The 22,086-nt window shown below is 42.4% G+C and carries 20 protein-coding genes; 6 read left to right on the top strand and 14 right to left on the bottom strand.

The features are described 5' to 3' along the window. The 5 genes from HQK88_11370 to HQK88_11350 all read right to left on the bottom strand — a co-directional run. Positions 1-1,465 (bottom strand): MCP four helix bundle domain-containing protein (locus tag HQK88_11370; protein ID MBF0617401.1); only part of this gene is annotated, 1,465 nt, incomplete at its 3' end. A gap of 61 nt (positions 1,466-1,526) precedes the next feature. Continuing rightward, complete coding sequence (locus HQK88_11365; GenBank protein MBF0617400.1) at positions 1,527-3,698, bottom strand: chemotaxis protein CheA; 2,172 nt, start codon at positions 3,696-3,698, stop codon at positions 1,527-1,529. Between the two features lie 26 nt (positions 3,699-3,724). After that, positions 3,725-3,985, bottom strand: a complete 261-nt coding sequence (locus HQK88_11360) for an STAS domain-containing protein (protein ID MBF0617399.1) — start codon at positions 3,983-3,985, stop codon at positions 3,725-3,727. A 36-nt stretch (positions 3,986-4,021) separates the two neighbouring features. Further along, entirely contained in the window at positions 4,022-4,387 is a 366-nt protein-coding gene (locus tag HQK88_11355) for a response regulator (GenBank protein MBF0617398.1), read from the bottom strand. Positions 4,388-4,422: 35 nt separating this feature from the next. Beyond that, positions 4,423-5,751 (bottom strand): hypothetical protein, encoded by a 1,329-nt coding sequence (locus HQK88_11350; GenBank protein MBF0617397.1) that lies wholly within the window; start codon positions 5,749-5,751, stop codon positions 4,423-4,425. Between the two features lie 122 nt (positions 5,752-5,873). Here HQK88_11350 and HQK88_11345 point away from each other — a divergent pair, with 122 nt between their 5' ends. Next, complete coding sequence (locus tag HQK88_11345; protein MBF0617396.1) at positions 5,874-7,295, top strand: FAD-dependent oxidoreductase; 1,422 nt, start codon at positions 5,874-5,876, stop codon at positions 7,293-7,295. Beyond that, positions 7,292-8,308, top strand: coding sequence for an NAD-dependent epimerase (locus HQK88_11340; protein ID MBF0617395.1), 1,017 nt, complete (start codon positions 7,292-7,294; stop codon positions 8,306-8,308). The genes HQK88_11345 and HQK88_11340 overlap by 4 nt, the downstream gene beginning before the upstream one ends. 16 nt (positions 8,309-8,324) lie before the next feature. On the opposite strand, the gene HQK88_11335 is transcribed toward HQK88_11340, so the two are convergent. The 4 genes from HQK88_11335 to HQK88_11320 form a co-directional block, all read right to left on the bottom strand. Further along, the gene (locus tag HQK88_11335) at positions 8,325-9,086 is read right to left on the bottom strand and encodes a hypothetical protein (protein ID MBF0617394.1); all 762 of its coding nucleotides are present in this window, start codon (positions 9,084-9,086) and stop codon (positions 8,325-8,327) included. Further along, the gene (locus HQK88_11330) at positions 9,055-10,278 is read right to left on the bottom strand and encodes a radical SAM protein (protein MBF0617393.1); all 1,224 of its coding nucleotides are present in this window, start codon (positions 10,276-10,278) and stop codon (positions 9,055-9,057) included. The genes HQK88_11335 and HQK88_11330 overlap by 32 nt, the downstream gene beginning before the upstream one ends. Further along, on the bottom strand, positions 10,266-11,369 hold the full coding sequence (locus tag HQK88_11325) for a universal stress protein (protein ID MBF0617392.1): 1,104 nt from the start codon (positions 11,367-11,369) through the stop codon (positions 10,266-10,268). Before HQK88_11325 ends, HQK88_11330 begins: the two co-directional genes overlap by 13 nt. A gap of 311 nt (positions 11,370-11,680) precedes the next feature. After that, positions 11,681-11,935 carry a hypothetical protein gene (locus HQK88_11320; GenBank protein ID MBF0617391.1) on the bottom strand — a complete coding sequence of 85 codons (255 nt, stop codon included), beginning with the start codon at positions 11,933-11,935 and terminating at the stop codon, positions 11,681-11,683. A 296-nt stretch (positions 11,936-12,231) separates the two neighbouring features. Here HQK88_11320 and HQK88_11315 point away from each other — a divergent pair, with 296 nt between their 5' ends. From HQK88_11315 to HQK88_11305, 3 genes are read left to right on the top strand one after another with little or no spacing between them, the layout of a single operon-like run. Continuing rightward, complete coding sequence (locus HQK88_11315; GenBank protein MBF0617390.1) at positions 12,232-12,654, top strand: hypothetical protein; 423 nt, start codon at positions 12,232-12,234, stop codon at positions 12,652-12,654. Then, positions 12,638-14,254, top strand: coding sequence for a murein biosynthesis integral membrane protein MurJ (gene murJ / locus HQK88_11310; protein ID MBF0617389.1), 1,617 nt, complete (start codon positions 12,638-12,640; stop codon positions 14,252-14,254). The genes HQK88_11315 and murJ overlap by 17 nt, the downstream gene beginning before the upstream one ends. After that, entirely contained in the window at positions 14,251-15,408 is a 1,158-nt protein-coding gene (locus HQK88_11305; GenBank protein ID MBF0617388.1) for an amidohydrolase, read from the top strand. The genes murJ and HQK88_11305 overlap by 4 nt, the downstream gene beginning before the upstream one ends. Here HQK88_11305 and HQK88_11300 read toward each other — a convergent pair. Together HQK88_11300 and HQK88_11295 are read right to left on the bottom strand one after the other, a co-directional pair. Next, the gene (locus HQK88_11300) at positions 15,403-15,804 is read right to left on the bottom strand and encodes a response regulator (GenBank protein ID MBF0617387.1); all 402 of its coding nucleotides are present in this window, start codon (positions 15,802-15,804) and stop codon (positions 15,403-15,405) included. The genes HQK88_11305 and HQK88_11300 overlap by 6 nt on opposite strands. After that, on the bottom strand, positions 15,801-17,156 hold the full coding sequence (locus HQK88_11295; GenBank protein MBF0617386.1) for a PAS domain-containing sensor histidine kinase: 1,356 nt from the start codon (positions 17,154-17,156) through the stop codon (positions 15,801-15,803). The genes HQK88_11300 and HQK88_11295 overlap by 4 nt, the downstream gene beginning before the upstream one ends. A gap of 157 nt (positions 17,157-17,313) precedes the next feature. On the opposite strand from HQK88_11295, the gene lpxK reads away from it, so the two are divergent. Beyond that, positions 17,314-18,312, top strand: a complete 999-nt coding sequence (gene lpxK, locus HQK88_11290) for a tetraacyldisaccharide 4'-kinase (protein MBF0617385.1) — start codon at positions 17,314-17,316, stop codon at positions 18,310-18,312. On the opposite strand, the gene HQK88_11285 is transcribed toward lpxK, so the two are convergent. From HQK88_11285 to rpsO, 3 genes are all read right to left on the bottom strand, one after another. Then, on the bottom strand, positions 18,309-19,565 hold the full coding sequence (locus HQK88_11285) for an insulinase family protein (GenBank protein ID MBF0617384.1): 1,257 nt from the start codon (positions 19,563-19,565) through the stop codon (positions 18,309-18,311). The two genes, lpxK and HQK88_11285, sit on opposite strands and share 4 nt — an antisense overlap. A 112-nt stretch (positions 19,566-19,677) precedes the next feature. Further along, positions 19,678-21,765 (bottom strand): polyribonucleotide nucleotidyltransferase, encoded by a 2,088-nt coding sequence (gene pnp, locus HQK88_11280; GenBank protein ID MBF0617383.1) that lies wholly within the window; start codon positions 21,763-21,765, stop codon positions 19,678-19,680. 11 nt (positions 21,766-21,776) lie between these two features. After that, positions 21,777-22,046 carry a 30S ribosomal protein S15 gene (gene rpsO, locus HQK88_11275; GenBank protein MBF0617382.1) on the bottom strand — a complete coding sequence of 90 codons (270 nt, stop codon included), beginning with the start codon at positions 22,044-22,046 and terminating at the stop codon, positions 21,777-21,779. Positions 22,047-22,086 lie beyond the last annotated feature (40 nt).

Raw genomic sequence — 22,086 nt, 5'->3', positions numbered from 1 at the left:
TCATAATCTTTTCCGCTATCTCTTTCATTGCCTTTGCTGTCATCTCTACGGATTCGCCGCTTTCTTTGGCATTTACAGCAGACTTGGATGCCATCTTTTCTGTCTGCATTGCGTTATCGGCATTGGCCTTGATGTTTGCTGACATCTGCTCCATCGATGAGGATATCTCCTCAGCAGAAGCCGCCTGCTCAGACGCTCCCTGCGATAACTCCTCCGTTGTTGCGCTCAACTGCTGGCTGCCTGAGGCCACCTGCTCAGATGCCCTCTGCACCTCTAACACTACTTCGGTTAATCGTTGTACCATTGTTGAAATAGACTGCATCAGCCTGTCTTTTTCCGACCGCTCCGCTACCTTCACCATCAGGTTGCCGCCGGAGAGCTCCTCTGCAATATTGGTTATGTTGTTTTCGGCGTCTATCAAAACATTCAAATTATTCTTGATTTTATTGAAATCACCGCGATAATCATCAGTTATTTTGGACGGAATGTCCCCTGTGCTAATTTTTTCCACATATTCCGATGTTAAATTTATGGGCTTAACGAAAGCTTCTACCAAAGTATTTAATCCATCAATTAACTGCCGCCATCCGCCCTGATATTTCTCCGATTCTCCTCTTACAGCTAAATTGCCGTCTTTTACCGAATTTATCAGTTTGTCTATCTCGGTAAATATTCCCTTCAGAATATTGACCATAGAAAGCATAGCGCCCAGAAGATTATCCTTGCTGGCTTTTGCGTCGGCCTCTATGTTAAGGTCTCCGGTTGCTATTTTCATTGCCATTGCGGACATCTCGCCAGGTTCGCCGCCTAATGGCTTAGTTACAGTGCGAGCGATAAATATTCCCGTTAAAATCGAAATAATGAAACAAACTATTGATCCAATTAGAATTAACCTAAAGCTTGATTTGTATAATACTGTTGTTTCGTCGGATAATCTTTTGCCATTTGCAACGTTTCGGTCTGTAAGTTTATCCAAAGCATCCCCTATTTTTTTGCCTACCGGTGCTAACTCCTTTTTGAGATATGCATGAGCCTCGGCGTCTTTTTTGGCGGCATTGAGTTCGATTACCTTATCTAAACCGCTATCATATTCCTTCAGGCCATCCAGTGCTTCTTTATATATTTGCTTACCCTCTTCCGTATGAATAGTCTTAAAATACTTTTCCATCTCCTTATGAATTTCTTCTTTTTGGGTTTTAATTTCATCCAAAAGCTTTTTCTCTTCGTCAGCATTATTTGAATAAATAAAATCTCTGGTATAGACACGAAGCCGTTGGAAATAATCCGTAACATTGCCTAAAGTTTCCAGCGGTAAGACTGCTTCAGCATACATTTCGTCAGCCATGTCATTGATATTATTCGAAGCTCTTATCCCGATAATACCAACGATTACCGTAAAAAGCGCTACTAATACAAATCCGGTCAGAAGTTTAGTACGGACCTTTAAATCATAAAACCATTTCATAATGTTTACCCCCTGTAGTTTTTTTGCACTTAAATTTTACAAATAACTTGTATAAAGCAAGTTATGCGTAACCACGGGCCTCGGACTCAAGCAGTTTAAATATTCCCTGAATGTCAAGTATGAGGGCTAAAGAGCCATCCCCTAAAATAGTGGCTCCCGAAAAGCCTTTTGCGTCCTTATAGAGCTTACCCAGGGATTTTATTACCGCCTGCATATCACCAAAGAGTTTATCTACGCCTAATGCCGCTTTACGCCCTCCGTGGGTAACTATTACGATAAAGCTGCAGTTGGACTGCCCGAGCTCAAACAGCTCACACATCGAGATAAAAGGTATTACTTTGCCTTGAAAGTCGAAATACCCTTTTTTCCTGACCTTTGTATAACTTTTTTTATCTATCGTGTAACATTTCACTACCATATCCAGAGGAATAACATATTGTTTTTCTCCAACTCCTACCATGAATCCATCAATTATTGAAAGAGTAAGCGGAAGGTTGATTCTAACGGTCGTTCCCTTCCCCTCATGGCTTTCCACGAAAACCGAACCTCTTAAAGCCTCTATGTTTCTCCTTACCACATCCATGCCTACACCGCGTCCGGATAGTTTCGTTACGCTTTCCGCTGTGGAAAGCCCTGGTTCAAATATCAGGCTGAATATTTCATTATCGGATAGATTTTTATTAGCGTCTATAAGGCCGGCACTTACGGCCTTTTCAACTATCCGTTGTTTGTTAAGGCCCTTGCCGTCGTCAGTGATTTCAATTACAATAGTCCCGGCCTCGTAAAAGGCGTTAAGTTTGATTGTGCCTTTGGGCGGCTTGCCTTTACATTTGCGTTCCTCTATAGTCTCTATTCCATGGTCAACAGAGTTACGCACTATATGAGTCAGAGGGTCGTTTATCTTTTCTATTACGGTTTTATCCAGCTCCGTGTCGCCTCCGCTTATTACAAGCTCTATGTCTTTGCCAAGCTCTTTGCTTATATCTCTTACAAGGCGCTGAAAACGGTTAAACGAACTCCCGATAGGAATCATGCGCATCTTCATAGACATATCCCTGATGTCATTTACAAGCTTTGTCATAAACGAGGAGGTTTTCATAAGCGGACCATCTCCCACAACAAGTGAACGCTGTCTGATTCCTCCGTTTGCAACAACCAGCTCACCGACCAGGTTTATCAGCACATCAAGCTTATCGGCATCGACACGTATCGTTGCCGAGGCCGCAGATGTGCTTGTTGCGGTAATCGTATCTCTGACTTTTTGCTGCTTATTAAGGGCTGCCTCGACCACTTCTTTTTCCACTAAGCCGGTATCTACCAACACCTCTCCGATAAATGGCTTTCCCTTGTCGGCACTCCCTGCTGCCTCATTTTGTTTCCTCAGTGCTTTATTTAAATCATCTGTTGTTAAAATCCCGCTTTTTATAAGTACCTCGCCAAGTCTCCATGTGTCCTCCGGTAAATCATTAATCAAACCGGTGTAAGTTTCGGCTTTGCAGTAAGGCGGACTTATTTTAATATCGTTATCTTCCGTGTAAAACTCAAAGACATCCTCCACTTCTTTTTGGCTTTTATCCGTTTTCAGGTCTAATTCAAAGCCGGTAAGACATTCCTCAGGGTCCATTTCCTCTAAAGATAGGATGGCCTCTGTTATTGTTGTCATGTTGAGCACTTCACCAACTCTTTTAAGGTAATTAATAAGAGAAAGCGGATCCATAGCGTCTCTCAGTGCGTTTTTATTGAATCTGAGAGATATATGCCAGATGGCAGATTCGGTTTGAGGAACCCCGGTTTCAGAAACCTGAGGTGCGGCAACCTCAGGTGCGGCAACCGGTTTCACCTCGGCAAGATATTCGGATAAACCGTCAATCAGTTCCTGCTCAGTTACCTTTAACTCCTCAGTTAGTTGTTTGGTGTCATTTAAGGTTATTTTTACTAATTCACTGATATAGTCACGGCATCTGAGAAGCAAATTGATAAATACGGAATCTGCTCTGATTTCATCGTTTCTTAGCCGCTCCAGAACGCTTTCCACCTTGTGGGTGAAGCGTTCTATGTCGGTCAGGCCAATCATACCGGCAGAGCCCTTAATAGTGTGAGCGCCTCTGAAAAGGGCATTTATGGTTTCCTTATCACAGGGAGACTCCTCTAAAACGAGCAACTGCTCCTCCATTGTCTGGAGAATTTCCGTTGCCTCTTCTAAAAAGACTTTATATGCTGTATCCGGTTCCATAGTCCATTTTATCCTCCATTCAGGGTTTATATGAACATATCCTTAACGTTATATAAATCGAGTAGATTTTCAACTGCAGGGCTTACGGAGAGAATCCTGAAGTTTCTACCCATTCCGTCGCTTTCTTTCTTAAGGGCAACCAATAGTTGAAATCCGGCCGTGTCTATTTCCGATACGCTGGAAAGGTCAAGTTCTATATCTTTTGCGGTTTTGACATAATCTATGAACAATTCCTTTAGTTCATTTGCCCGTACAACAGACAGCTCACCCTCTAATGACAGAGACATAATCCCTCCTGTTTGCACTTCAAATAATAAAGTTTTTTAAGGTAATATTAGCTTTTCGATGGCAGAAAGTAAAACGTCAGGCTTAAAGGGTTTTACAAGCCATGCCTTAGCTCCGGCCTCTTTACCCTCTTGTTTTTTGGTTTCCTGTGATTCGGTTGTTAACATAATAATCGGAGTAAATTTATAAGTGGCATTCTTTTTTATCTCTTTTAGAAACTCTATTCCATCCATGTTGGGCATATTGACGTCACAAATCATAAGATGAATCTTACCGGTTAGTTTGCTTAGAGCATCCTTACCGTCTTTGGCCTCTATTACGGTGTAGCCTGTTTTTTTCAAAGTCGTACCTAAAACCTCCCGTAAGGTTGCTGAATCGTCAATTAGCATTATGGTCTTTCCCATATAACCCCCTAAACTTTATTATCGTACCATATTTTTCAAAAAAACGTTACATCATCATTCTTGCTGTGAGAGACAGCCTTTTGTTTATTAGCCGTTTTAGGACTGTGCACGACCTCATGATGAATGTCCCGCTGTTTTTTCATCACATAATCTTTTATCATATCGTCTATATTGAAATCGGCAAATAAATTATCATAGAGCTCAGGGGGAGTTTTTAACATTTCATCCAGTTTGCTTATGTAGTTATCCATCGTGTCGTTTCCCTTAATAACTTGCTCAATCTGCTGGCGGGTTATGTCCTGAAACTGGATGTTGCTTAATGCCTCGATAATTTTCCCCTCCACCTCTTTACTGACCCCGCCTACCTGACCGATTATATTGTCGTTAAGGCTGCTGATTTTCTTATAACTTTCCCCTATGGCATCAAGCCTTTTTACAAAGCTTGTCAACAGATCATGCTCGGCTTTATGTGCTTGTTTATTTAAGTCAGCCTGAAACCTGTGCTCAATAATCTTAGCAACGTCCAGTATCGCAGTGCCTATCTCCACAGTGGATTCATGTGATTTCTGCGAAAGTTTCCTAACCTCATCGGCAACGACAGCAAACCCGCGCCCCATTTCACCCGCACGGGCAGCCTCTATAGCTGCGTTTAACGCAAGCAGGTTTGTCTGGTCGCTGATGTCTTGCAGGAGTTTTATTAGTCCCGACATGTGGTTGGATTTTTCCGTCAGATCTTTGCCCAGTTCAAAGTCCTTTTCTGCCTCTTCTAAACGATGGGTTATGTAATCATGTACGGTAGAGAGCGTCTTTTCGTTTTTTTCTATAGTAGTGCGGGACTCATCCGACAGCTCTTCAGATTCGCTTCTAAGTCTGGAAAGAGTCTGAAGCATCTCAGTTATTGACTCATCAATAGATTTAAGATGGGAAATTATCTCAAAAGATGCGGAATCCGTGGATTTAACAATGTCCTCCATCTGAGCGTTTGCAAGTTTGGTTAATTGCCTTTGTGAGGTAAAATAATTGCTTAACTTGGTTGTCATCAACTGGTAACAATGATCTGTTTTTCCAGTTTCATCCTCCATCCTTTTCTTACCCTTGTCAGAGGCCATCTTTAGCGCATAGTTGTTTACAAAATACATTAAGAAGAAAATGATAAGAAACCACAGTGCGTTATTGATGGTTTCTGCTGCGTTTTCTTTAATATTAAAAGTTTTGACGGTATATTCGGATAATACCGGATCCAAATAGTACATAACTATAAACGTAATTATTATCGTAGCAAAAGAAGCAAAGATAAAATGCCTCCTGACTGAGCTCAGTTCAACATACAATAAAGCACTTTCTCTGTCATTTTCGCTGATCAAAACATTGCCCCCTCAATAGAATAGTGTAATCATTTACTGCGACTCTTGTCATATTTTATAACACTAAAACCAGAAATTGTCAATAGGTAAAAATCAGTTAAAACAGATCTGGGGGTACGCTGTTGTTTGCCTCGTTTGACACTGATGCAACTGCTGTGTTAACCTCTATTCGTCTTGTGAGCGGTGTTATGGAAAATAAGCGGGATTTGACTCTGATAGTGGGAGCAGGTGTGGCCGGGCTCACTGCCGGATATCTGCTGGCTAAAGCCGGTAAAAGATGCTTAATAGTGGAGAAAGAGGGTGTGGCAGGCGGACAGTGCCGCTCATTAACGCTTGATGATATTATATTTGACTTAGGCCCTCACGTGCTGTTTCCTAATCCCGGAGCTGAGGCAGAGGATTTCATTTTCGATCTGCTAAAAAATGAGCCTTTGATTACCAGAATATGGAAATTTGGTATAGTTACCGGTAAAAAGTCATGGACCATGCCGGCAGGTTTTTTAGAATTATTGTTTTACCCATGGACCATAAAAAAACAGATACTTCAGTCATATCTTAAAAAAGGACATGTAAACCCAAAAGAGCTGATATCGGCAGAGTCAGACATAACGGCAAAATTCGGCCCTGTTTATTATAACGAGGTGCTTGGTCCTATGATTTACAAAAAAGCCCTTATGCCCGGCCATTTAGTACACGCCGACTGGATAGCAAGGGTGGACAGAGACATCCGTCACCGTAAGGAACCCTTTAAAGACCCCCACGTTGGCGGTATCCTGCATAAAATTAAGTACATCTTTAACGCTATGCGCAAAAAGTATGTGTATCCGGCTAATGGTTTTCAATCAATTCCGGATAAACTCCTGCAACGATATAAAGAAGCGGGAGGCGAGTTAGTTTTAAATTGTAAACAGTTAGAGTTTGAAAAAACTGAGGATCAAATAACTGCTGTAATTACCGGCGGCAACAGGTACAGTGTTGAAAATGTCGTTTGGACTGCTTCAGCAAATCAATTAAACAAGGTGTTGGGTAATGACTCTCTGAATTTCCATTATGCCGATATAACAAACGTATTTCTGACCTATGAGCAAAAACACCTCAAAAATAGACCTATGCTGTATGTTTACTACACTGAGCCCTCATTTATATTTAAGCGGGTTTATTATCCCTCAAACATTTTTGGCGATAAGACTCCTGACGCTAAAGAGGGGATATGTCTTACAATTCATGAGACAACGGAGAGTGCGGCCATGACGGATGTTCAACTTGTTGACAGGTGTGTGTCAGATATAGAAAGAGCAGGGATATTTAAAGCCATCGACCTGCGTAAGTCAATGGTGATCAGGCTTGGTAACTCCATGCCGCTATACGACCTTGATTACGAAACACAGTTGCAGAGAAATTTTAAGGAGATAGACGAAAAATATAAAAATCTGTACTCAATCGGGAGATTAGGCGGTTTTTTCTTTTGCATGACCCCCCCTGCCGTTTCACAGGGGATTAAGCTGGCTAAATCTCTGTTAAAAAAAGGAGTATCAACAACATGAACGATAAGGTACTTGTAACAGGAGCGGCAGGATTTATCGGTTATCACTTATGCAAAAGACTCCTTAATGACGGGAAATCTGTCTCAGGTATAGATAATATGAATGATTACTACGATGTTAAGCTAAAAGAAGACCGCCTTAGCCAGTTAACCAGGCACAGTAATTTCAGGTTTTATAAATATGATTTGACTGACAGGGCAAACATTGCTAAGGTCTTTGAGGAGGGTTTTGATACGGTTGTAAATTTGGCTGCACAGGCAGGGGTCAGGTACTCCCTGATAAATCCATACTCTTATGTTGATACCAATATAACCGGATTTTTAAATATCCTTGAGGGCTGCAAAAATACAGCCGTAAAACACCTTGTGTTTGCCTCATCAAGCTCTGTCTATGGGGCTAACACACTGATGCCCTTTTCAGTCACCCAAAATGTTGACCACCCTGTGTCACTGTATGCTGCAACTAAGAAGTCAAACGAGCTTATGGCCCATGTTTACAGCAGCCTGTATAGTTTGCCAACCACAGGGCTAAGGTTTTTTACCGTCTATGGCCCCTGGGGACGCCCCGATATGGCACTTTTTCTCTTTACAAAGGCAATTATTGAGGGAAACCCTATAAAGGTTTTTAACTTTGGAAATATGAACCGCGATTTTACCTACATTGACGATATTATCGAGGGGGTAATAAGAGTGATGGAAAAGGTTCCTGAACCATCTCCGGCATGGAGCGGTGAAAATCCCGATCCCTCCATAAGTTATGCCCCTTACAAACTCTACAATATAGGTAATAATAAGCCCATCAAACTGCTGAATTTTATAGAAATCATTGAAGAGCTGTTAAACAAAAAAGCCTTTAAAGATTTCTTACCGCTTCAGCCCGGTGATGTGTCCTCAACATATGCCAATATTGACGCTCTTACACAGAGTTTTGATTTCAGGCCACAGACTCCAATTCGCGAGGGAATTAAAAATTTCATTTACTGGTATGCAGACTATTACTGTGTGAGCCTGTAGTGTATTACTATATTACTTACTTAGCTCTTGACCACGGGGATTTGTCATGTACCTCTTCGACCTTTATCAGGTATCCAAACGGATAATCCGGCTGAAAGATATGGAACTTATCAAACTCAAATAGTTTCCGTGAGGCAAGCAGGTATCTGTAATACGCATTGTCTTTTTCAAGTATTTCAATAGCTCCGTTAACCTGAAAACTAATATATGAAATTCCGCCGTGCCCTGCCATGCTATGTGGGTGTTGATTCATATTGTGCGGGTGTGCTTCCGGGGCTGCCGCCGTTTCCTCCATCCCCACATAAAGTAGGCTTGTGTGGCCGTTGTTTCTTATATTTTTAAGCGCTTTGCCGCTAAATATTTCAAGTCCGCCAAGCAGTGCGGGGTCAAAATTAGCAGGGTTGTTATAAAGTGCTTCAACTGCCTCAACCCGCTCCCGTATGGTTTCACTGTGTGGCCTTGTCCGGGTATTTGCCGCTACTGATTCAAAAAGATCAGTAAAATGCTCAAGCTGTTCAGCCTTAGGGATTAACCCGATTCCTTTTACAGTCATATTGACAGGATATTCTGACTCAGAATCTTGCTCTAAATCCTCTGTCCATGTAATCATAACAGGTAAGTGGGCAGAAAAGTACCTTAGCATTTTTCCGTTCTTCATTTCATTTATAAACTTAAGCCGCGATGAGGCAAGCCAGTTGAGACAGAGCTCCGGCAGTCTGCTGTTTCTAACCGGTTCTTTTATAAAATTACCCTGGTCGGTGCATTGTTGAAAAATCACGTGATTTTATCTCCTCTACAAATGCCTCTGTGATTATTTTAACTCCCTTTTCCCTTGCCTTTTTCTCAATGGCTCCAATGACCATTTTTTTGATGAAAGCAGGCACCCTGTTTATTCTCTGTTTAGCGGCGCTTTCCCACGCTATATCGGATTGGGATTCATCTGTTAGCGTAAGTTTCCCCTTTCCCTGAGGCTCATAAAGACAGAGCGGGTCCTCGGCCATAAAGTCTCCGTGCTCTGCCCTTGCCCTCGCCCTGCATCCGCCGCATATTTCCGTAAACTCGCATCTGCCGCATCTGCCTCCGTACTCCCCGTCTCTCAGGGTTTGCAGCTTTTGAGAGTCTGCCCACAGTTTCTCTATGCTTGTATCTTTAACGTTTCCAACACTCTCTTCCATATACGGACAGGGAGTTACGTTTCCCACAGGGTCTATGCGCATGTAGGAGCGCCCGGCAAGGCAGCCCCGCGTGCCCTCAGGCAGTCTCACGCCATCCTCATGAAGCACCCGGTAGATGTGAGGAGCACACCGTGCCCTGACCATTGTCCGTGTCTCGGTTTTAGAGCGTCCAACAAGTTCCTGTATTGCAGCGTCATAGTGTTGAACCGAAATAAAAGTCCTCATGGCACGCCCCGTGCAGACAAGGAAAAAGAAGTTTAACGCTCTTGCTCCTAAACTTACCGCAAGCTCCGTAAAGTCCCCTATTTCTGTGTAATTCTCATCAGTAAGAGTGACATCCAATTGAGTCTCTATAGAAAGTTCTTTTGCAGCCTTTAAACACTCTATGGAAAGCTCCCATGCTCCCTTAAAATTACGAAACGCGTTATGGCTTTCAGGCTTTGTAGAATCAATGCTGACCCCAATGCCTTTTAAACCGGCACGCTGCAACTGTACCAGTTTCTCTTTGTTGAGCAGAGTGCCGTTTGTGCCCAGCACCGTTATAAAACCGGCATCCGAGCAGTATCCCACTATGTCACATATATCGTCTCTGAGGAGTGGTTCTCCGCCAGTTAACACTATCATCATGGCGGGATTAACTAAGGCAAGTGCATCTACAACCTCTTTTGCCTGTGCTGTTGTAAGCTCCCCGGCGCTGCGGCAACCTGCGTCCATGTAGCAGTGCGGACAGGAGAGATTACAGCCGTGCGTCAAATTCCAGGACACAATGTATGGCTTATGCTCTAAAGCTGCCAACCCCTGAAGTCCTCACTCCGTGTGACCACCACGTTACACGGACTGTAACGCACAACGTTTTCACAAACCGAGCCGATGTCAATACCAAGAGCGTGATGGCGTCCGGTTTTCCCAGTAAAAATCAACGACGCCCCCACCTCTTTGGCATAATCGCAAATCTTTTTGTATATATGCCCTGAGAGTACTGTTTTCTTTTTTGCACCGTTACCGTTGTCACCTATAAGGCCAAAACCGTGCATCGCTCCGTAAGCGGGTTGTGTGTCATGGGATGCGCTGTTGTTACCAAACACATCCTTTTCAGCCTTATTCAATATCATGTGTCCAACTCGTGCAAGGCCTTTATCAATAAATTCATCGTGGATTTTCTCTTGATCTTTTGTATTAAATTTAAACCCGCCATCATTAATTAAAGTGTCTTTTAACCGTTTAAACAAATCATTATGGAGGGCTGAGTCAAAGACATAGAGGAGGTGGAGTTTTGCCTTAAATTTTTCTGCCAAAGCGGCGGCAACCCTAAGTGAATAAATAGCTGATGAGCTGCCATCTAAAGCGACCACAAAGTCAGCGCCCTCTAATGCCTTGCCGTTTTTAACGATTAATAAATTTTTATTATCGCACTGCCTGAGCACCCTCAAGCAGACGCTTCCTACAAAACCGTCCCCGGTGTGATTAAACCCGGAGGCACCGATAACTACAAGGCTCTCTGAGTCCTCCTCATTAATTAGCTCAAGGAGGGCTTTAAAGTTTTTCCCCTCGCGCACTTTTGGGTTAAACGGGACATGAGCATCTCTAAATATCGGCTCAAGCGGCTTTAGATATGAAAGAGATATTTTTTCCATTCCGACACGAATAAGGCTTGCGTGAACCTCTCTTTGTTTTGCAAGGATCTCTTCAGTCTGGTACTCGGCAGGTAAAGTCGGCTCCATAATTCTAAAGGCACCCTCGTGCATAACAGCGTTGTAGCCGTGGAGGCCAAGCACAGGCAACTTAAATGTCCTTGCTATACTTAACGCAAGCTCTGCTGACATCTCAGAGATATCTCCATTGTCATGGCACAGGAGCACTTTGCTGATTTTAATAAAATCCTTCATAAAATAACTCTATAAATTCTATATTTATGATATTTTAGCCGTCAGTAACTTGTATCACAACCTCGGCAAATTAATAATAAGTTGAGAGCGTTGCGAAATCCTCAAAATGTAGAACGAGCATTTTCCAGTTAAGGGTTTTATTCAATTTACCTTCGGTCTCTATTCGGTATGATGCCTGTAAATTACGGTCTTGTCCTGGCAAAAGTAAAAAAAATGGGGAGTTTATAGAAACTCCCCATATACTAAATCCGGGATGGGGTCACATCCCTTTTGGGTGCAAAGGTTCCAAAAAAATACTAAACTAACTGTGTTTATTTAAGTCCTAACTCTGCTGCTGCTGCCTTAAGCTCGTCAGCTTTGTCTTTAAAAGACTTCATCATAGGGCTCTTTGACTCCTCTGCTGCTTTTACAAAATCAGCGGCTGTTTTGGACTTCTCCAACATCTTTGCTTTGTCAGGAGCTGTTTTGCCATTATGACATTTAGCGCACTTATCATCATAACCTGCCATTGCAACTGTTGCAAAAGCAAACACGAGGATAATCATTAATGCTACTGCTTTCTTCATTCCTTTCACCTCCTTTCGTAATTGAGCTGTTATCATAACAATGCTTTAACTACTATTACAAGCTTTAAATCACTCACACACACTCTCTACTATATATTGCATTTGCCGTGCCAAAACACATTTATCCTTTTTTTGCGCCTGTTCCAACATATCAGTAAGCTTTCTGATACTTATTTAAAGAATTTGTTCCTTATTTGAGGATTTCAATAATCCCTTGACATGTTAAATTCAAAATAAATATACTCTATCCATGCCAAAATCTTTAATACTGCTTTTGACAGAATACTGAGGTAACTATGGAATGGAATTTTACACCTTTTGAGGTACTTGCCGGTAAGGTATGCTACACACTGGAACAGTATAAAGCAGATCTGAGAGAGGATGTTGCCGAAACCCTGTCAGCATTAAATCTTGATGAGATAAGCATGAGTTTCTACAATAATTTTGTTTTTGTTTTCTTTTACTGGATGGCTACAAACCAGAGTATCCTTACATACAAAAAACTTGTGGAGCAGAACATTCCTGAGGACTCTCCTGTTAGGGAGGCTCTCACAAACATGGCTTTTCTTGAGTCAATGAAACAGGACAATGAAAACCTGATAGACATGTTGAGGGCCCTTATCGCTGATTTTACAGTAAACCGCTTGAAATCGGGCTTTGACATAGAACAGGCAAAAAAAGACCTCCAGTTGGAAATAGGTTTTGCAAGAACTCTCTAACGAGGGCAGCACAGCAAGAGCAGTTGAACCGTCATCGTCAGGTAAAATAGCCCGCAGCGCTTTTTCCATGTCGGTAGCCACTTCTCTTAGCAGGCTGCTTGGGTTTGTACGTGATATGCTTGTAGCCAGGGTTCTGGGCGCCTCTGACCTTTCCGACTCCTTTTTTGTGGCTTTCAGAATTCCCAACCTTATGCGTGAACTCTTTGCCGAGGGCTCTATGTCCTCAGGGCTGATTCCGGTTCTCACGGAAATCCGAACTAAGGACGGGGATGCTGAGGCAGCTCTTGTTGTCAGAAAGGCTTTCACATTTGTAGTCATATTTATAGGGATTTTCTGTGCTTTAGGGGTTGTTTTTGCTCCTCAGATAGTGTCTGCTATTGCGCCCGGTTTTTTACAAAATATTGTGAAATTTAAAACCACGATTATGCTTACTCGTATAATGTTTCCATTTTTGCTTTGCGTTAGCATTGCAGCTCTTGTCATGGGGGCTCTTAACACAAAAAGAGTGTTTTTTATCCCTGCGCTTGCATCGGCATGGTTTAATATCGCTATAATAGCCGCAATTGCAGTTTTTACCGCCATTAAAGTATCTCCGGCTGTGGCTGTTGCTCTTGGGGTTACGATAGGAGGAGTAGTACAGTTTCTGTGGCAGCTACCAACATTTTTTAAACACAATTATTCCCTTAAACCCAGCACCGGATTTAACCACAAGGGATTAAAACGTATGGGGAAATTGATTTTACCGGCAACAGTGGGAACTGCAGTGGCTCAGGTAAACATCTTTGTAAGCACCATATTGGCCTCATTTCTGCCCGTTGGCAGCATAACCTATTTGTACTATTCTATGAGACTGATACAGTTTCCGGTTGGCGTATTTGGAGTGGCAGTGGGGATGGCTGCCCTTCCTGCACTATCAGAACATGCGGCAAAGAAAGACTTTGAAGCTCTTGCCGGAGATTTCGCATTCTCTCTAAAACTCCTGTTTTCTGTAACCGTTCCTTCAATGCTTGGGCTTATTGCCCTGTCAAAACCCATAGTGGCAGCTTTGTTTGAGCATGGTAAGTTTGGACCGGAGGCTGTTAAGGGAACGGCAACCGCACTTATTTGCTATTCACTGGGAATATGGGCGATGGTAGGAGTCAGGGTGCTGACAGCTTCTTTTTACTCCCTTCAGGACACCAGGACTCCGGTTAAATCTGCCGTGTTGTCTTTGACTCTGAACGTGCTCTTAAGTTTAACCCTGATGGGTCCCTTTAGTTATCTGGGGCTTGCGCTAGCAAATGCCGGAGCTTCTGCGTTTAATTTTTCGATGTTGTTTTTCCTTCTAAAAAAACGTCTTTCAAACATTGATTTTAAAGGAATAGCGGTTTCATTTGGAAAAACTCTTGCAGCATCGGTTATTATGGGAGTATTCGGTTATTTTCTGACGGCTGTTTTTGACGGATTTATGGTAAAAAGCCATTTGGTTAAAGCATGGTTTTTGTTTGTAACCATTGCCGCAAGCACAGGTGTTTATTTTGGAGCAGCACTTATCCTTAAAAGTAACGAGGTTGGATATTTTCTACGAACTTTAAAACGCAGGTGGAATAAGAAAAAATGAAAGTAAGCGACAGTCTTTTTAAGTGGATGGTGGAAATCAGGCGCACTATCCATAGAACACCGGAATTGGGTTTTACTGAACATAAAACCAGTGCTCTTATCTGTAGAAAGCTGCAGGAGCTGGGGCTTGATTACACAGCAGGAGTTGCCGGTACCGGCGTGCTCGGCAGGATTACAACCCGCTCAGGCTCAAAGACGATAGCTGTCAGAGCCGATATGGATGCGCTTCCGGTTTCAGAGGAAACCGGTCTTGAGTTTGCCTCATGTGTGCCAGGCGTGATGCACGCCTGTGGCCACGACGGCCACGTGGCAATAGCGCTGGGAGCTGCAGCCCTGCTCAAAGAAAATCCGCCTCCTGGTAATGTGCTCTTTGTGTTTCAGCCCGATGAGGAGGGCACAGGAGGGGCAAAGCCAATGGTCGAGGCCGGAGTTCTTAACGGAGTAAGCGCCATATTTGGCGGTCATCTGGATTTACACTATAAAACAGGAGAGATTGCCATTAAACCCGGGGTTAACACGGCATTTACAAATGGCTTTGACGTGGAGATAACTGGCCGGGGCGGCCACGCTGCAAGACCTCACGAGGCGATTGATTCGGTTTTGATAGCCTGCCAGATGGTTTTGCAGATTCAGACCATAGTCTCACGGATGATTGACCCGCTTTCGCCTGCCGTTATAACTATCGGTAAAATTCAGGCTGGTACGGTTAATAATGCCATAGCAGAGAACGCTCTCATAAAAGGAACTATACGCACCATAGACACAATTACACGTGAAACGATTTTTAATAAGTTACATGCGCTTGCTGGGAGCCTTGCTGGGTTTTACAATGCTGAGATTAAAGTAACCATACACAGCGGATATCCCTCGGTGGTCAATGACCCAGGTATGTATGAAATAGCAAAGGAGGCTGCAATTTTAGCAGCCGGCAGGGAAAAGGTTATAGAGTTTCCAAATCCGGTGATGGGGGGTGAGGATTTTGCTTTTTTTGCGCAGATTGTGCCCGCATGTTTTGTGCGGTACGGCGCCCTCGGCAACACAAATGAACACGCAGGCAGTGCCCATAGCAGCCGTTTTGACTTTGATGAAACCGCTATGATTACCGCAGCCGGGTTTATGGCTAACGCTGTTACTATGGCATTAAAAAAATTATGATGCCTCATTTTCAGGACTCATACCCACACAAAACAAAATACTCTCAGTCAAATACTCCAGATTGATTGGTTTAAATATATTTCTGCAAACCCTGTCGCTTGTGTGAGAAGAGTCTTTATACGCTGTGGTTATTATAATAGGCTGTGCTGCATCTTGTATCAGGATTTCCTCTATCATCGCCATGCCATCCATAACGGGCATTTGAATATCGGTTATCACTAAATCAATCTCTGATTTGTGTGATGTATAAATATCCAAACCCTCTTTGCCATTTTGCGCTTCATAAACGGCTGCAACCCGTCTTTTTAAAAAGCGTGTAATCAGTTCCCTGATATTAACCTCATCCTCAACATACAGTATTGTCAAATTTTTCAATAATTCATCATTATGTGTCATATCTCTATCCTAAAGTCACACCATCCATCATTGTTTCTGGCAGAAAGTGTGCCTTTCATGTTTTGCTCCACTATTACCTTTGACATATATAACCCCATTCCGGTTCTCTGTGCCTTATCTTTAGTGGTAAAGTATGGCTCAAATACTTTGTTTATTATATCATTTGGAATTTCACCACCATTATCTAAAACAGATATAATCATTCTGTCAGTAGCAGCATCTTTATTCAATTTCACCCTGATAATTCCATCGGGTATACTCTTCTGTTCAAACTTATCTTTTGCGTTAGTCAAAATATTTAAAATTATCTGGGTAAACTCATTCTGAAACCCTTTTATAATCAAACTCCTGTCTAATTCTTTTTCAATTCTAATACCCATATTTTTGATATATCCGGAGATAAGAACCTCTGCTTTGTCTATTGCTTCTGAAGCGTTAAATTCTGTCTGTTCTTTTTCATATGTATATAAATTTCTGAATTTATCTAATGTCTCTGATAAATCGTTCAGGTCAGACATAGCACTTTTTATATTATTATCCAGATATTTCCCATCTAACTCACCATACATGTATGCTTCTTTTATATCCTGAATTGAAAGCCCGATTGAACATAGTGGTTGCCGCCAGTGATGAGAGATATTCATCAGCAGTTCCCCCATGGATATATGCCGTGATTGTTCAAACATCAACTGATCTTTAGTGCGGTTTTTTGCTACCTCCTCTACCACCCTGTTTTGCAATTTCTGGTTTATAGTCTTTATCTCTTCATCCATTTGTTTACGTTTAGTAATATCATGAATTATCCCTAACTTTGATAGATCTCCATTGTGGGTGATAACTGAAGTATCAAAGAGTTCATAAGTCTTATTGTTTTTAGAGCAGAACACTTGTGTATGTATCTGTTCCCCGGAAAAAACCTTTTGAGTATTACACCATGGGCAAGGTTCAGCTCTGTCATGGAGATAGTTGTAGCATTTTTTCCCATCTTTTTTCCCAAATTCTTTTTCAATGATTGGATTAATATACTCAATATTATAGTCTCGGCTTATAATATATACACCGTCCTCCATTGCATTTAGTATATTGATAAACTTTTTACGTTCTAAAGATAACATATTTATTAAAGATAACAAAATAGAGAGAACCACCAGAGACACTATAAAAGCTGCTACAAATCCAGTGATAAGATAATCATAATAAACTTTTCTATGGAACAAAAAACTCATTGTTGGCGTAATAATTGCGGTTAGAATCTCAGCTGCAAAAAGAAAAACCAACATTAACCACACGGTTTTAAGCGTCGCCAACTTATAAAAAATTTTACACGGTTGTAAATCTTTATGATTTTCCACTATTTTTCCTGATATCGTTGTTTACAGAGTTCTTATCCCAGAGCAATTGTAACATAAATCCAAATCGCATAACAAAAGTCTTTTTAACAATAATTTAAATTTGCAGGTGTTTGAATATTATAGTTCTGAGCTTAATTTGGTATAATTCAATAGTCAGATGAACGTTGTTGAATACATTTACTATGCTGGGTACAGGTTAAGCCGGAGGCGGGGGCTAAGCAAACAGCGGCAACTACCCCATAAAACCATAAGCGTGGGCAATCTCACCCTTGGCGGAACCGGCAAGACCCCCCTTGTTATAGCCATAGCTGAGGAGGCAAAAAAATACGGATATTTCCCGTGTATATTAACAAGAGGGTACAGGGGCAAAGCTAAAAACCCAGTGTTTGTCTCAAAAGGGGACGGCCCGCTTACAGAGTATCACCAAAGCGGTGATGAACCGTACTTGATGGCGCTTCGGCTAAAAGGGGTTGAAATTATAAAGGGCGCTGACAGATACGAGGCAGGTGTAATGTCTGAAGGCGCTAACCTATTTATAATTGACGATGGTTTTCAACACTGGAGGGTTAAGCGGGATATAGACGTGGTTTTGATTGATTCAGTGTCGGGTTTTGGAAACGGCAGACTGTTTCCTATGGGACCTCTGAGGGAGCCCGTTAGTGAGCTAAGGCGTGCTAATGTGGTTGTGCTGACAAAAAGTGCCTCAAATGGAAAAGCCGTAAGCAGTGACCTGTACCGCTTTGACAGAACTGATACGCTTAAAAAAATAGAAATCACTGACCATATATATAAAGCCTCGCACAGGGCAGCTTATTTGATAACACCGAACGGAGAGAAATTACCGCTGAACTTGATGACCGGTAAAAGAGTGTATGCTTTTTGCGGAATAGCTAATCCTCAGTCATTTTCAGATTCTCTGAAAGAGCTTGGCGCCAATGTCTTAAAACTAAAGACATTCCGTGACCATTATGGCTATAAAGCATCGGATATCAAAAGTATTATGGCACAGGCGCACTCAGTATCCGCTGAGGCCATTATAACTACCGAAAAGGATTTGATAAAACTCAGAAATTTCGATAACAGCAGCCTTTTTGCTCTTGGGATTGATTTTATAATTGATGATGAGTTTTATAAAGAAATTCTGCTTGGTATCTAGACCACGCCCTTTAATTTAGCGGCATCCGCAGGGCCAAAAACCGTAACTGCTTTAGGCACATTGTCTATAAAAGCCTCTATTATGTCATAAACATGTTTCATCTTCACACGCTCGATACCTCTTATAATCTGCCCCGGACTGTAGTACCTGCCGTAGTATATTTCCTGCCGGGCTATGTTTTGCATACGGCCGGATGTGGACTCAAGACCCATCAGAAGGTTACCCTTTAGCTGATTTTTTGCCCTCTGCAATTCATCGTCTTTTATATTGTTCTTTAATGAATCCATCTCCTTTATTATTGTATCTATGACCTCAACGTATTTTTTCTTACCAGTTGCCGCATATACCCCAAACACACCAGTATCAGCATATGAAGACAGAAACGAAAATATGGAGTACGCAAGCCCGCGCTTTTCCCGCACCTCCTGAAACAAACGGGAGCTGACCCCTGCACCGTATATAGTGTTAAGAATAAGAAACGGATACCTGAGTGTACTGTTTTGTTTTACCCCCTCTATGCCCATACATATGTGCACTTCAGAAAAGTCCTTCTTATACACTTTTAGTGAGGCCGAAAAGGGTTTCTTTTCAATGAGTTTAGTTTCAGCGGACGGGTTGGAATCGGAACGGATGGCAGCGATTTTACTGTTAAACAATGTTAGCATTGCCTCGTGGTTAATGTTTCCGGCACAGGAAATTACCACATCCTGAGTTCCGTAGTGAGCGCTTAAGTGTGCTGTTATATCGTTTCTTGTTATTTCGTGCACTGTTTCTTGTGTGCCAAGCACAGGCAGACCCAGACCGCTCTGTCCCCATATATCGGTATAAAACAGATCGTGAATGTAGTCATCAGGGGTGTCTTCCACCATTTTTATTTCCTCAGAGATTATCTCCTGCTCTTTGAGAATATCCTGCTCCCTAAATAATGAATTTAAATATATATCCGTGAGAATATCCACAGCCTCATTGACATGCTCTTTTAGCACTTTTACGTAGTAAGTGGTGTTCTCTCTGGTTGTAAAAGCGTTTAAATCACCTCCGAGATAGTCTATTTCTGTTGCGATTTGTTCCTGAGTCCGGTTCTTTGTACCTTTAAAAAACATATGTTCTATAAAGTGAGATATCCCGTTTTTTTCACACCTTTCAACTCGAGCTCCTACCTTTACCCATATCCCTATGCTGACAGAGCGCATACCCGCCACTGTTTCTGTAACTATCGGAGTTCCATTTTCAAGATAACCTTTTTTGTACATTTTCCCTCACAGGTTCATTATTTATTAACTATTCTATAATAAAAAAAGGGATAATTTACTATCCCTCCTTTCGTCAATACGACAGAACATGGCAACCACTAAGGCACTATAACTATTGCTGCTGCTCCAGTAATACCTCTTTCCGGCTGAGTTTAATCTTTCCGGCTCTGTCTATCTCTATAACCTTAACATCTACCTCATCGCCCTCTTGTAACACATCCGTGACCTTATTTATCCGCTCTTTTGCTATCTGAGAAATATGCAAAAGCCCGTCCGTGCCAGGTAGTATCTCAACAAAAGCGCCAAAGTCCATGATTTTTTTGACTTTGCCATGATAAATCCTGCCGACCTCGGCATCCTCTACAATACCCAGAATTATAGCCTTTGTCCTTGTAAGGGATTCCTCGTCACTTGAGGCAATGGTGATAACACCGTCGTCATTAATATCAATCTTTGCACCGGTCTGTTCAACAATACTCTTAATTACCTTACCGCCTGAGCCAATTACGTCTTTTATCTTGTCCATACGTATCTGCATCTGGTGGATTCTTGGAGCATTCGGAGAGAGATTCTCTCTCGGTGCGGCAATAGCCTCCGTGATTTTCCCTAAGATATGCAAGCGGCCATTTTTAGCCCTCTGAAGCGCATCAACCAAAATCTCTCTTGTGACGCCCTGTATCTTAACATCCATTTGAAAGGCTGTAATTCCGTGCTGCGTGCCAGCTACCTTAAAGTCCATATCGCCAAGGTGATCTTCAAGACCGAGAATATCCGTAAGCACTGCCACTTTATCGCCTTCTTTAACAAGTCCCATTGCAATACCGGCCACTGGGTTTGAAATCGGAACTCCGGCATCCATAAGCGCAAGCGTTGCTCCGCACACTGAGGCCATAGAGGAGGAGCCGTTTGATTCCAAAATGTCCGATACAACTCTTATAGTGTATGGAAAATTCTCTGATGAGGGAATTACCGGTTTTATTGACCGCTCGGCAAGAGCTCCGTGACCGATTTCTCTCCTTCCGGGTGACTTTAACGGCTTTACTTCTCCAACACTAAACGGAGGGAAATTATAGTGAAGCATAAAGGACTTATATGAATCCCCCTCAAGTGCATCCACACGCTGCTCATCCGAGGACGTCCCCAAAGTTACGGCAACAAGGGCTTGTGTTTCGCCTCTTACAAACAGAGCCGAACCGTGCACCTTTGGTAAAAACCCAACTAAACAGTCTATGTTTCTTACTGTGTTAAGGTCTCTGCCGTCTGCGCGTGTTCCCTTGTCTAAAATCATGCTCCTGATGATATCTTTTTCGATGTCCTCGAAAATGGTTGCGATTACTCTTTCTTTCCCCTCATTATCACCAATACAGATTGCCTTTATGGTATCATCAAGTAACCCATCAAGTGCCTTCTGCCTTATGAGTTTACCGGGGATAGCTACCAAACCATTCATCTTTTCAAGGCAGAAATTTTTGACGGCGGCAATCAACTCGCCATTGTCTTTGACCTCAGGCACATCACGTTTGGGTTTACCAACCAACTTGCGGAGTTCTTCCTGAGCCGCACATATTTTTTTGATTTCCTGATGAGCATAGTCTATAGCTTCTATGAGTACCTCTTCAGAGACCTCAAGCGCTCCACCCTCAACCATTGTCACGGCATCTTTGGTTCCTGCGACAACAAGACTCATGTCAAGACCTTCAAGCTCTGACAAAGAAGGGTTAATCACGAGCTCACCGTCTATGCGTCCCACTCTGACTGATGCTACAGGCCCCTCAAACGGAATATCCGATATTGTTAAAGCAGCTGATATTGCAGTTATCCCCAGCACGTCGGATACGTTTTCATCTCCAAAAGACAAAAGTGACACCACTCCCTGAGTTTCTGAATTAAACCCCTTTGTAAACAGAGGTCTCAGAGGTCTGTCTGTCAGACGGGAGGTCAGCACCTCTTTTTCAGACGGTCTGCCCTCTCTTTTTAAAAATCCGCCTGGAATTTTCCCTGCTGCATAAGCCTTTTCCTGATAATCTATGGTGAGAGGAAAAAAATCCTTACCTTCAACTATCCGCTTGTCGGCCACTGCCGTAGCAAGCACTATCGTGTTGCCGTATTTTGCAACCACTGCCCCATCTGATTGTTTGGCCAAAAGGCCGGTTTCAAGCACTAACTTCTTTCCGCGTATCTCCACCTCTACTGATTTCAAATAGTCATCTCCTACTTTCTGATACCAAGACGCTCGATTAATGTCTTATACCGCTTGATATCCTTTGATTTTAAATAGTCAAGAAGTTTTTTCCTTCTTGCCACAATTTTTAACAGACCCCTGCGTGAATGATGGTCTTTGGTATGAAACCTGAAATGCTCAGAAAGATACTTCATCCTGTCATTCAGAAGAGCTATCTGAACCTCCGGAGAGCCTGTATCTTTCTCGTGAACCCTGAACTCTGTTATCATAGCCAGCTTGCTCTCTTTAGTCTGAGTCAATTTATCACCCCCTCTTCTTCATAGTGTCTTTAATATTTAT

This window comes from Nitrospirota bacterium, from assembly GCA_015233895.1.
Classification (GTDB): Bacteria; Nitrospirota; Thermodesulfovibrionia; order Thermodesulfovibrionales; family Magnetobacteriaceae; genus Magnetomonas.
This window is presented reverse-complemented; position numbering and strand designations above follow the sequence as displayed.

Bases quoted from the DNA above. Each gene is read 5' to 3' on its own strand.
- HQK88_11365 (MBF0617400.1), bottom strand. From the start codon at position 3,698: ATGGAACCGGATACAGCATATAAAGTCTTTTTAGAAGAGGCAACGGAA.
- HQK88_11360 (MBF0617399.1), bottom strand. From the start codon at position 3,985: ATGTCTCTGTCATTAGAGGGTGAGCTGTCTGTTGTACGGGCAAATGAA.
- HQK88_11355 (MBF0617398.1), bottom strand. From the start codon at position 4,387: ATGGGAAAGACCATAATGCTAATTGACGATTCAGCAACCTTACGGGAG.
- HQK88_11340 (MBF0617395.1), top strand. From the start codon at position 7,292: ATGAACGATAAGGTACTTGTAACAGGAGCGGCAGGATTTATCGGTTAT.
- HQK88_11325 (MBF0617392.1), bottom strand. From the start codon at position 11,369: ATGAAGGATTTTATTAAAATCAGCAAAGTGCTCCTGTGCCATGACAAT.
- HQK88_11320 (MBF0617391.1), bottom strand. From the start codon at position 11,935: ATGAAGAAAGCAGTAGCATTAATGATTATCCTCGTGTTTGCTTTTGCA.
- HQK88_11315 (MBF0617390.1), top strand. From the start codon at position 12,232: ATGGAATGGAATTTTACACCTTTTGAGGTACTTGCCGGTAAGGTATGC.
- HQK88_11305 (MBF0617388.1), top strand. From the start codon at position 14,251: ATGAAAGTAAGCGACAGTCTTTTTAAGTGGATGGTGGAAATCAGGCGC.
- HQK88_11300 (MBF0617387.1), bottom strand. From the start codon at position 15,804: ATGACACATAATGATGAATTATTGAAAAATTTGACAATACTGTATGTT.
- lpxK (MBF0617385.1), top strand. From the start codon at position 17,314: ATGAACGTTGTTGAATACATTTACTATGCTGGGTACAGGTTAAGCCGG.
- HQK88_11285 (MBF0617384.1), bottom strand. From the start codon at position 19,565: ATGTACAAAAAAGGTTATCTTGAAAATGGAACTCCGATAGTTACAGAA.